Below are 10,159 nucleotides of genomic sequence, written 5' to 3' on the forward strand. Positions count from 1 at the left end.
CTCCCACAGAGTGAATACTCTGGTAGGAGCCGCTTCACGCGGCGAGCATTTAACAGATCGCGAGGTGAACTCGCTCCCACGAATGAATACTTTGTTAGGAGCCGCTTCATGCGGCGAGCTCTAAATATCGCGAGGTAAACTCGCTCCCATGGGATGAGTTCGAAATTATTAAAAAAGGCCGCGAATGCGGCCTCTACTTGGTGGAAAGAAGACCCAAATTTGAGCCTACTATGCGTTACTTATGGCTTGTACTGCGCGTCTAGCGTTAGGCCAGAGAAAGTACGGTATGCATTAATACTTAGGTGCCAAGTACCAGCTTGTGGATTTGTGATCACACATGTTTCGGTATTACCATTTTCATATGGACGACAGTCATAGCTGCTTGCTGTTGGTTGCGAGCCAAACTTAACGAATAGATCTGCATCGCCTGTGCCGCCAAATGTTTTCACGGTAAAGTCGCTCATGCCTTCAGGCACTTCAATTGTGTAATGTGCCCATTGACCGCTTGATGCAGAAATATCTTCAACAGTACCGCCACCGGCTTGTGGACCTCCAGTGCTAGAACCCGAAGTTGCAGCTACAAGGCTAACACCTGAATAAGCTTGGTAGCCATTGATCATGACATGATATGTACCAGCTTGTGGCGCATCAAAACTACATACTTCTGCGTTACCACCTTTATAGGGACGACAATCATAGCTACTTGTCGTTGGCTGGCTGCCAAGTTTTACATAAAGGTCTGCATCACCAGTACCACCACTCATGGTGAAGGTAACATTGGTTTTTCCTGCAGGTACGTCAAAAGTGAAGAACTGATCACTACCAGCTGCACCGCTTAGGCCTGTTTTTGCAACGCCATCTTCAAGTACATTGCCTGTAGGTGGAGTGACATCGCCAAGCGCCTCATTTACTGCTGCTTCAGCATCTACAACGCCTGTTCCACAATTAGAACAGCTGCCAGCAAAGCTACGAGTGGTATTTTTTAAGATAGCTTCAACTTCATCAGGTGTAGCAGTTGGTTTTGCTTGCTTAATTAGCGCTGCAACACCAGCTACGTGAGGTGCTGCCATTGATGTCCCTTGCGAGTAATGGTAGCTGTCGCTTGAAGGTGAACCCGAACCTGAATTGTGAGTAGATAAAATGCCTTCAGGGTCATTTGCAAAGCTTTGAGCGCCACCCGGAGCTGCAACATCAATGTTTGAACCATAGTTTGAGTAGTATGCACGGCTACCATCACGGCCTACAGAAGCTACGTTTACGATACCGCTACAGTTACCAGGGTTATAATTTGCAGAGTTGTCGTTGTCGTTACCCGCTGCAATTACAATCACAGTCCCATTGTTACGTGCCTGGTTAATCGCATTTTGTGTTGTTGAACTACATGCACCAGAACCACCTAAACTCATGTTAATAACGTCAGCTGGGTTAGCGTTTGCAGGGATACCTGAAACAGAGCCACCTGATGCCCAGATGATACCGTCAGCGATATCAGACGTTAAACCACCACACTTACCAAGAACACGCACAGGAACAACTTTAGCGTCATATGCAACACCGGCAACACCTTCACCGTTATTTGATACAGCAGCAACCGTACCTGCTACGTGTGTACCATGCCAGCTTGAGTCTTGAGCACCATGAGTATAACCACACTCATTTGCAGAAATCGCATCACCAGGGTCTCGTGCATCGTTATCACGACCACCGCCATCATTAGCTACAAATGTATCGGAAATCATGTCGTAGCCAGGCAGGATATTTGCGTTTAAGTCTAGGTGAGGGCGATAACCCGTATCCAATACCGCTACAACTACACCTTGGCCTGTTGCTTTATCCCAAGCTGCTGGCGCATTAATACCTGCGGCTGATTCAAAGTAGTGCCATTGATCGCTATAGCGAGGATCGTTAGGTGTAGCAAATGGCTTTAGCATTTGGTCTATTTCAATGTACTCGACATTACCAGAGGCCATCACTTCATCCATAAATGCTTGCGCTTCTTTTGCAGAAAGCTTTTTGTCAGCACGCATTACGTGGTGGTTATTTAGTGCCATTGAACGTACGTATTGGGCGCGAGCGCTCGCTTTACTGCTCTTGAAGCCCTTTACGAAGCTTTTAGCGCGTTGTTGCATCTTTGCAGGTGCAAGATCAGTCGCCGATAAACCCATCATCTGAGAGCCTGAATCTTTATATTTAATAATAAACTGTGTGCCAAGCGTATTTTGTGAAGATAGTTTCTTTGCTGTGGCTGCCAAGGCTGTGTCTTGACCTATTGACTGTGATGGTGCTGCTGTAACTGCTGTTGCAGTGAATAAAGCACTTACCGCAACACTTAGCGCAGCGCGCTTAAAGTTTTTATTGATTGTCATAATGTTTCCCTAGTTTCTAACTTGTTGTTCAGCTGTTAATAGAAAGCTGATGGTCAGTGAAAGTAAACTCCTGGTTAAAAAAAAGAAAGCGCTGTTTTGTTATTTGCACTAATTTTTTAGTTATATACGGATGGATATATGGCTATAAAAAATTCTTACTGTATTGTTTTTAATCGATATTTTTAATTTTTGTGTTGGGTTGAATAAATTTCAGTTACATTGTAAATGACTGTAAACAAAAGTGGGTTGTTTAGTTTGTGAAGCAATTGTAGATAATAGAGTTAATAAAAATATAGTTAAAAAGTGCTAGCTTTGTGATTTACTGTCATCCCATGGGGTTTCTTTTACGTTGTTCCTGAATGGGTTAAATCTCGTGGTGTTTACATTGGGTTAAAAAGCATTCGGCGCTGAGCTTGTATTCGTTACTGTGATTAGAGGATGAATCTAGGTATAATTTTCGCTTGCCTAGGTTTTTGCTGTTAACGATAAAGTTTTGCTAAACGGCATATGTAGAAATAGTAGATAGAGAGTTGAGTAAATTTATGCAACAAATAGATGTAGTCGTTATCGGTGCTGGTGCCGCAGGATTAATGTGCGCCGCACAAGCAGGATACCGAGGGCGGCAAGTTGCAGTGGTTGATATGGGGAAAAAACCGGGCCGTAAAATTTTGATCAGTGGCGGCGGTCGCTGTAACTTTACCAATGAAAATGCGTCACCTGCTAACTATCTATGTAAAAATCCACACTTTGTAAAGTCGTGCCTAAGCCGCTATACCCAGCACGACTTTATTGAACTGGTAGACCGCCATGGTCTGGCTTATCATCATAAAACGCTTGGGCAATTGTTTTGCGATAACAGCGCGCAAGACATTGTAGATATTCTTCTTACCGAATGTGATTGGGCGGGCGTTTCACTGCATCTACGTCAAGAAGTATTCGCGGTTGAGCAGCAAGCCGATGGTCGCTACCTAGTTAAAACCACAACTCAAACCTTTAACTGTGAGTCAGTAGTGATCGCTGCTGGTGGCTTAACCATGCCAAAACTTGGTGCAACTCCAATCGGCTATAAAATAGCGGAACAATTCGGCTTAACCGTATTGCCAACCACGGCAGCGCTTGTGCCATTTACACTCCATGAGCACGACAAAGCACGTTTTGATGGTTTATCGGGGATTAGTGTAGATAGCCTAGTAACCAGCGAAAGCGGCACCCAATTTAGAGAGAATATTCTCTTTACCCACAGAGGCTTATCTGGCCCAGCAATTTTGCAGATCAGCTCATTTTGGAAAGCAGGTGAGTTTGTTAGTATTAATTTATTACCAGACTTAAATGTGCAAGCACAGCTGCATAACTGGCGTAGTGAACAAGGGCAAAAGAGCCTGAAGAATCTGCTTTCAACCATCTTACCAAAGCGCTTTGTTGAAGCCTTAATCAGCGACGGTAGTATCCCAGATAAAAATGCCAACCAACTCAGCCACACTGAGATTGAAAAGCTCACAGAAACTCTTACCAGCTGGAAAATAAAACCAAATGGAACAGAAGGTTACCGCACTGCAGAGGTTACTTTAGGTGGGGTGGATACCGATGAATTAAGTTCCAAAACCTTCGAAGCTAAAAAACAAAAAGGCCTGTATTTTATCGGCGAAGTCACCGACGTCACCGGATGGCTCGGAGGCTATAACTTCCAATACGCGTGGAGCTCAGGGTGGGCATGCGGGCAGGTTTGTTAGCCCAAGTCGCGCAAAAAAAGCAACTATAAATTGAAATAAAGAGCAGGTATTAAAAGAAAGGCGTTTACCAATTTAAAAGGACACTAAGCATATACTTAGTGTCCTTTTGGTTATTAGCCAGTTATCACGTCATACTGGCTTTGCCTACCAATTGCGCCTCTGGATAGGCTTCAATGGTTTCGGCTTCGCCACGGTGATCGCTGGCTAGCTTTTCATAAAGTAGCGGTAAAACAATCAAAGTGAAGAAGGTGCCGATGAGCATGCCTGCGACTAAGATAATACCTATGCTGTTTCGTGCTTCTGCGCCTGCGCCGGTTACCAAAACCAAGGGGAAGTGACCAAGCACGGTTGCACCTGTGGTCATCAGTATGGGTCTTAGACGTGTGGCTGCTGCCCCTTTTACCGCCTCAAATTTCGATTTACCTTCAAGCTGTAAATGGTTCGCAAATTCAACAATCAAGATGCCATTTTTGGCGATTAACCCAATGAGCGTGATTAGGCCGATTTGGCTATAAATGTTGACTGTCGTGAGCGATAAAAACGGCAGCATCAATGCACCTGCGAGTGCCAGCGGCGCGCAGCCGAGTAGTACCACGAGCGGATCTCTAAAGCTGTTGAACTGGATCGTCAGTAAGAAAAACACCACTATCATGGCAAACAGGAGGACGCCAACCATAGTGTTGCCTTCTTTTCTTAACTGTCTGGACTCACCAGCATAGTCAATGGAGTAATGGCTCGGTAAGACGTCTGCTGCAATTTCTTCAACCTGTGTTAGCGCTTGCTCTTTAGTAATGTGCGGCAGTGTGCCTGCCAATATTCTAAACGAGTTTTGCTGATTGAATGAACCAAGCACTCTAGGGCTTGTAAAGGTGCGCAAGGTAGCAAACGCTGAAATCGGAATAAGATCGCCGGCATCGGTTCTTACTTGCATATTAAGGATGTTCTCAGGATTGTATCTTTCGCCATCGCCCACAATCGGAATGACGCGGTAGGCTTTACCTTCTTTGTTGAAGTAGTTGGCAAAATTATTCGACATATAAATGCTGAGCTGCTCGTTTACCGACGATAAGCTTAGTCCTAAATCAGCGACCAACTCTCGGTCTATTTCAAGCTCGGCTTGCGGTAGGTCGATTTTTAGGTCGGTATTGACGAACATAAAGCTGCCACTGGCGGTTGCCCGTTGAATAATCTCATCAGCATACTGTTTCATCGCGGCTGGGTCGTCACTGGCACGAAATACCACTTCAACATCAAACTGCCCTGCGGTAGGAAGCGATGCCGGTAGAATAGGGAATAAACTTAGCCCTGTCACACTGCCTAATCGGCCGTATAGATCGTACAGTAAGTCGTGTACTGAATTTTCTCGCTCATCAAATGGTGCAAGCTCTACACCGCCAAAACCTGCTGCCGCCGTAATAATCTGCCAAGTAAACTCAGCGCCTTCGGTGGCGTTCATTACCTCGGCTGTGTCATTCATTTTTGTGGAAGTATAAGCTTGAGAAGATTCAGGTGGTGCTTCCACAACGACTTGGATACTGCTTTGATCTTCGATAGGGGCAAGCTCTTTTTGTGATAACAGGTAAAACGGCACCGACAATAAAGAGAACACGATAGCGACAAAAAACACCTGCGGACGCCACTTAAACAAGGTGTCGAGCGACTTAAAATAGAACGCTTGTAATCGGTCAAAGTAGCCATTTACCTTTTGCGTTAATTTACCTTCTCTACCGCCTTCGGGGTTAACGTAAGCACTCATGATAGGCGATAAGGTAATAGCAACCAGTCCAGAGATTAATACCGCAATGGCTAGGGTGAACGCGAATTCTCTAAATAAAAACCCCGTTAATCCTGTTAAAAAGCCAATTGGCGCGTAGACCGCTGCAAGGGTCAGCGTCATGGCAATTATTGGTACGAGTAATTGACGCGAACTGATAAGCGCTGCTTGTAATCTGGGTTTGCCTTCGCGCATATGGCGCGCAACGTTTTCAACTACCACGATTGCATCATCTACGACCAAACCAACAGAAAGCACGATAGCCAAAATGGTCAGCAAGTTGAGTGAAAAACCCATAGCTGAGATCACCGCGATTGCGCCTAAAATAGAGATAGGAATGGTAACCAGCGGCACCATGGCGGTTCTAAACGAGCCCATCATTGCGAGAACAACAATCCCCACAAGTAGTACAGTTTCTCCCAGCGTGGTGAAAATTTCTTTTATGGAATCACGCATATACAGCGTGCCATCGTAGCCAATTCTTAGGTGCATGCCATCAGGTAAGATGGTGTTTATCTCATCAATTTTTTTATAAAGCGCGTCACCGATATCAATTTCATTGGCACCAGGTAATGCCCAAACGGCTAAAAATACCGTGTCGTGGTCATCAAGGCGGGCGGTTACCATGCCTTCGGCTTCACCAAGTTCTACTGTGGCGATATGTCCAAGCTTGAGTTGTGCGCCGTCGACTTCTTTTACCACTAAGTTGTTAAAGTCTGCTACCGTTTTTAGAGAAGTATTCGCCATCAGGTCAATGCGTTGTCGGTTATTTTCACTATAACCTAGTGTGGCAATGGTATTGTTTGCTTGTAGCGCTGCAAATACGTCGCTGGCACTTACGCCATAAATAGCGAGTTTTTCGGTATCAAGCCAAATGCGCATGGCCGGATCGCGACCACCTTCTAGCGTGACCTTTTGCACACCAGGAATATCAGACATCGAAGGAACAACGTTACGGATCAAATAATCGCTCACGTTATTGCGTGGCAAACCTTGAGACTCAACATCCAGATAAAAGACTGCGTAAGGACTGTCGGCACGCACGATTTGAATAGCCGGATCTTCAGCGCCACTAGGTAACTCAAACTTGATCTGGTTTAATCGGGTCGTCAGCTCTGCCAAGGCGTCTGTGGTATTGTGATTCAGCTCAAGCCAAGCGGTAACTTTACTCAGTCCTGAGGTGGTGACTGAGTCGACATAATCTACGCCCGGTACGGTTGAAGCAACACGCTCAATGGGTTCTGTAACATAACCTTTTACTACGTCTGCGGCGGCGCCGGTATAAACGGTGTTGATCACCAAGGACGCACTTTCTATTTTTGGATATTGCTGTACTGAAATATCTCGTGCTGCGTTTAGTCCCGCTAAAATAATTAAAAATGAGACCACAATTGCAAGCACAGGACGGTTAACAAAAATATCCATAATGGAGGGTTTGTTTTCGTGTAAGGCGCTCATTATTGCTCCCCGTCCGAGGTGTCTGTAGCGGCAACCTGATCGGTGTAAACCAGTAAGTTTTCTTGTAACTTAAAGGCCCCTTCGGATGCGATAAATTCGCCGCCTGTTAATCCCGAAAGTACCAGTTGGTGATCGTCAACCTTGTTGCCAAGCGTAACCTTGACTGGTTTCGCGCGCCAATTTTGTGATTCGTCTTTTTCAAGCACATACACAAACTCGCCAAAGTGGTTACGAGTAATAGCATTGGTTGGCACAACTGCGGCGCTTACCACTTCCGTGGGTACGTTGACCATTACCATTTGGTTATGGCTAAGGGCGCCGTTGAAGTTTGGTAATTCAGCACGATAATTTTGTTGGCGTGATGCTACGTCTACCGTGGGGGTTTTTGCCTGTACGCGAGCGGTGAATTGGGTATTAGCATTGGCAATGGCGACAGTAACGGTATCGCCGAGTTTAGGCTGGGGCAGGGTTTGCGGTATTTTGAAGTCAACCCACATGCTTTCGTCTAATCCCACTAAGAAAGTGATCTCACTGTTGGCATCGAGCAATTGGCCTATTTGATATTGCTCTAATCCCGTTTGGCCTGCGTAGGGGGCACGGATGGTTTTCTTTTCGATCAATCTTGTTAGTCGTTTTACTTCAGCCTGATTGATTGCCACTTCAGCTTCCGCTTTGTCTACCTCGTCTGGGCTGATACGTTTTTGTTCAAGTAACTTAGCAACGCGTTGATAGGTTGATTTAGCAAGTTTTACCCGTGCTTTAGCGGCTTGCAAGTTGGCTTCATCAATACTGCTATCTAGGCGTAGTAGTACTTGGTTAGCTTCGACTTGCTCGCCTGGCTTAAAGCCAACGTAAGTGACTAGGCCTGGATATTCATTACTGATAGTCACTGTGCGTTTGGCATGCAGCTGACCTACCACTTTGACCGATTCAACATGTTCAGTGGTTGTTACATAAGTGCTTTTAACGGATGCAGAAGGCTCAGGAAAAGACTCGCCAAATGCAATAGCGGCTTGAATTTGAGTAAACTTCACAAAACCAAGCGTGGTGATAACAATTAAGATGATAACAGTGGCGACGAGCCAGCGTTTGATATTCATTGTGTTTTCCTCAAATTAACGAAGCGCAAGTGCTTGTAGTGCTTCTTCTATACGTACTAAGGAGTCTTCGGTGATCGGTTTTTGCCATGGATAACTGTTTAATAGCCGCACAGTACTGCGGATAACCGGATCAGTAAGCTCAAGTGGTGCGAGCAACGACGCAGTACCTTCAACGATTTGCTTGGTTTGTTGTAAACGTTGTACTTGTTCATAACCTACAGTGAGCGCCCAGCCCGTAATAATGATCTCTTCTATCATCTCATGGAGATTGGGTGTGGCTTGCAATTCACCAGCTTCAATGCCATCGATCAACGCTTGCTTAAACACGTTTTCACAGCCACCACAGGATTCGATAATTTTGTTGGTCCAAAACTCCGACGCTCGTTTAATCACCGCCTCATTGGTCGAGTAGGATTGCAGTTCATAATCGAAAGAAAAGCGTTTCAGCTTTTGTGGAGAGATAAGACACACTGCAAGCATACGCTCAGGAGTACTTAATGGGAGCGATAACACCTGCTGAAATACACTAGAGGTGTGTGTAAAAGACTCGTAAGCCAATGCCATCACTAAGTCTTCTTTTGTTTGCACAAATTTATAAATTGATCCCATCGACAGGCCGGCCAACAAAGACACCTTGGCCATCGTAAAATCAGTAACTGAAGACTCGTTAATACATTGTTCGGCCGCATTTAAAATCATGCGCTGCTGGGTTTCTTTGTCGTACTTAGGTGCTGGTGCCATTGCTGCTCCTTATCAATTTGAACTTCATTCGAACGTTATTCGAATGAGGTTCAATTATAGGGGGAATTTTTAAAAGTGCAATAAGTAAACAATGCTTAGTTGCTTAAAAATGGGATTTAAATATGCCGGAGGAAGGTAGAGTAAAGGCTCTATATGGCGTTTCACAGAGAACGCCACGCTAATTATCTGAAGCTCAGGTTAATTATTTAGTGATTTAAAATCCAGCTTTTAACAGGTGCCAACCATTCGTCTCTTGGGAGATAAAAAGCGCCGTGTTCTTTGCCGGTAGAAATTGAAAACTCTTCAAAGCTTTGGATGTTTGTAGAGCGTGCTTTTACAAAGTCGCAAGAGCCCACCTGATCTGAGGTTTCGTAAACGGACAACACCTTGCCGTAGAGCTGAATGTTGGGCTTCTTTTTGATAAGCCCCGCACAGCCTGCCAATATGACGAAATTAATGGCATCATTTTTTAATGTATTACTGGCCATAATAGTTAATGCGCCACCACGAGAAAATCCCACCAGTGTAATGTGCTTTGCACTAACGCCTGCATCCAGTAATTTGCGGACCTTGCTGGCAAGGGTTTTAGTATACGTTTCTGGTGCGATGCCTTTAGGTCGATGTTCAGCAATTAGTGTATAAGCTTCATCACTTAATGCCTGCTTGATGGCTGGAAAGTCGTACTTACCCCAACGTTTATGAATAGGCGTTTCGTTATCACCTTCAACGATATAGCCATGAGAATAAAAAACGTATTTAGCGGATGGATTAATTTGCTCTGGTAGATCCGAATATAGCGTATTTGCTGAGGCGGAAGATGCCAAAAAAGCAGCAAATAAAGTACCAGTAGTACGTTGTAAGTAATTCATTTTTAGTTTTTTTTTAGTTGATGTAGTGAAATGGTATAAGTTGCGAGAAAAGAATCAAGCATATCGCGATGGATTATTTTTGTAGAGACGAGTTCACCTTGTGGGAGCGAGTTTATCTCGC

6 protein-coding genes are annotated in these 10,159 nt (G+C 44.8%); 1 reads left to right on the forward strand and 5 read right to left on the reverse strand.

Annotated features, from left to right (window positions below):
• Window positions 1-239 precede the first annotated feature (239 nt).
• Entirely contained in the window at window positions 240-2,366 is a 2,127-nt protein-coding gene (locus CEX98_RS12075) for a S8 family peptidase (RefSeq protein WP_099642318.1), read from the reverse strand.
• A gap of 542 nt (window positions 2,367-2,908) precedes the next feature.
• Here CEX98_RS12075 and CEX98_RS12080 point away from each other — a divergent pair.
• Window positions 2,909-4,096: an NAD(P)/FAD-dependent oxidoreductase gene (locus CEX98_RS12080; RefSeq protein ID WP_099642319.1), complete on the forward strand. Its 1,188-nt coding sequence runs from the start codon at window positions 2,909-2,911 to the stop codon at window positions 4,094-4,096.
• Window positions 4,097-4,220: 124 nt separating this feature from the next.
• Here the strand turns inward: CEX98_RS12080 and CEX98_RS12085 are convergent, their stop codons facing one another.
• From CEX98_RS12085 to CEX98_RS12100, 4 genes are all read right to left on the reverse strand, one after another.
• The gene (locus CEX98_RS12085; RefSeq protein ID WP_099642320.1) at window positions 4,221-7,328 is read right to left on the reverse strand and encodes an efflux RND transporter permease subunit; all 3,108 of its coding nucleotides are present in this window, start codon (window positions 7,326-7,328) and stop codon (window positions 4,221-4,223) included.
• Window positions 7,328-8,428 carry an efflux RND transporter periplasmic adaptor subunit gene (locus tag CEX98_RS12090; RefSeq protein WP_099642321.1) on the reverse strand — a complete coding sequence of 367 codons (1,101 nt, stop codon included), beginning with the start codon at window positions 8,426-8,428 and terminating at the stop codon, window positions 7,328-7,330. Before CEX98_RS12090 ends, CEX98_RS12085 begins: the two co-directional genes overlap by 1 nt.
• Window positions 8,429-8,443: 15 nt before the next feature.
• Window positions 8,444-9,169: a TetR/AcrR family transcriptional regulator gene (locus tag CEX98_RS12095; protein WP_099642322.1), complete on the reverse strand. Its 726-nt coding sequence runs from the start codon at window positions 9,167-9,169 to the stop codon at window positions 8,444-8,446.
• 206 nt (window positions 9,170-9,375) lie between these two features.
• A complete protein-coding gene (locus tag CEX98_RS12100) occupies window positions 9,376-10,038 on the reverse strand; it encodes an alpha/beta hydrolase (protein WP_099642323.1) in 663 nt (220 codons plus the stop codon).
• Between the last annotated feature and the right edge of the window lie 121 nt (window positions 10,039-10,159).

Source organism: Pseudoalteromonas piscicida (genome assembly GCF_002744175.1).
Classification (GTDB): domain Bacteria; phylum Pseudomonadota; class Gammaproteobacteria; order Enterobacterales; family Alteromonadaceae; genus Pseudoalteromonas; species Pseudoalteromonas piscicida_B.